The organism is Pontimonas sp. (assembly GCF_031581085.1).
GTDB lineage: Bacteria > Actinomycetota > Actinomycetes > Actinomycetales > Microbacteriaceae > Pontimonas.
This window is the reverse complement of record NZ_JAVLBO010000069.1, coordinates 1-1,467: the sequence shown is the minus strand read 5'-3', so window position 1 is coordinate 1,467 and position 1,467 is coordinate 1. Positions and strand designations below refer to the sequence as shown.

The following is a 1,467-nucleotide window of genomic DNA, read 5'->3' as shown; positions in this document are numbered from 1 at the left end:
CAGATTCGGTGACAAGAGCGGAGCCTGAGAACAACATTCCCGAGAAAGCAATTTGGCTGGAAACATTGACCGCCCATTGGATCTCGCCCTTAGACATAGTCCTTACACGGCCCATGTCACCGGAGAACAGATACCTAGCTACTTCACTGGCAGATTTGGCTTCCACCCTGGCTAAGAACAGTGTGGTCACTCGAAGTAAGGCAGTTCCAATGACCGATTTGGCCATAAAGAAACCCGCAATGACAGCCGTCACCCACAAATAGCTTTGACTGGATTCAATCGACACCGTGAGGCCGAGGAACTCGGCCTCATTTCGATCGGTGAGACCACTTGCCAACATCGCGCCAAGGAGACCCACGGCGGCAAGGCCTAAAACATCGAGAGCGTGAACGACCACCCGGGACGCGACAATCGCGAGAAAAAGGATTTTCTGGCGACGCCTCAGGAGGGAGAAAGACCGTAGAACGGGTCTGATCACTGTGGACTACACCTCCGAAACACCTGGTGCTACAGCCTACGGGCTCCACACGGTCATCCCGGCCCCGCAATGGTCCGAGCGGCGTCTAGAGCCGGATAATGAAATACCTCCTCGGTGTACTTGCCCAGAGCACTCTCACAGTGCATCTCGTTTTTCACTTTGAAGGTTTCTCCACGTGGGACACTGTGCTTTATGGGCCCCCACATTTCTGGCATCACAGACGTCAATGAGTTAATAGAGCGCTCATATGTGGTGAGTATTCCTTTGCGGATGCCCTTCAGGGGCCTCACCCACCGGGAAGTAATGCTCATTGACGGACCAGAAGGGCCCGGTGAGTGGGCGGCCTTTACTGAATACCCGGACGATGTGGCGGCGAAATGGTTGGAAGCCGCCTTGGAGCAAGCCTTCGACGACACCGTTACCCCGGCACCTGCCGGGGTGGAAAAAGTGGCAGTTAATGCCACCTTCCCCGCGCTGGATCCAGGCGACGTCGCCGGATGGTGGAAAAAGTTTCCCGGTGCGAAAGCAGCGAAGGTGAAGGTCGGCGAGCCAGGCCAACTCCTCATTGACGATGTCGCTCGCGTCAACGCAATTCGTCAGGCCGTGGGGCCTGACGTCACTCTGCGTTTAGACGCAAACGCCAGGTGGAGCGTGAGCGAAGCAGACAAAGCCCTGTTCATGCTTCGGGCCTTTGACATCGACTACGTCGAACAGCCTGTTTCGACCGTGGACGAGATGGTCTATCTAAAGCGCCAACTTCGAGGAACGGGGATTCGCTTGGCAGCCGATGAACTCATCAGACAGTCAGGTGCACTGGATGACGTCATCGACAAAAGCGCTGCCGATATCGCGGTGTTAAAAGTAAGCCCATTAGGTGGGATTAGACCCACACTTGCACTTGCCCAGAGGGCTCATGATGCCGGCTTGCAGGTGGTCATCTCGTCAGGGCTTGAAACGAGTGTTGGGCTGTCGTGGGGAGCCAGAGCTGC

2 protein-coding genes are annotated in these 1,467 nt (G+C 56.0%); one reads left to right on the top strand and one right to left on the bottom strand.

What is annotated here, in order from left to right; genetic code table 11:
* A partial coding sequence (locus RI518_RS07910; protein ID WP_310689832.1) for a hypothetical protein occupies positions 1-397 on the bottom strand: 397 nt, incomplete at its 3' end.
* 273 nt (positions 398-670) lie between these two features.
* Here RI518_RS07910 and RI518_RS07905 point away from each other — a divergent pair.
* Positions 671-1,467: enolase C-terminal domain-like protein (locus RI518_RS07905; RefSeq protein WP_310689831.1), on the top strand; the 797-nt coding region annotated here is incomplete at its 3' end.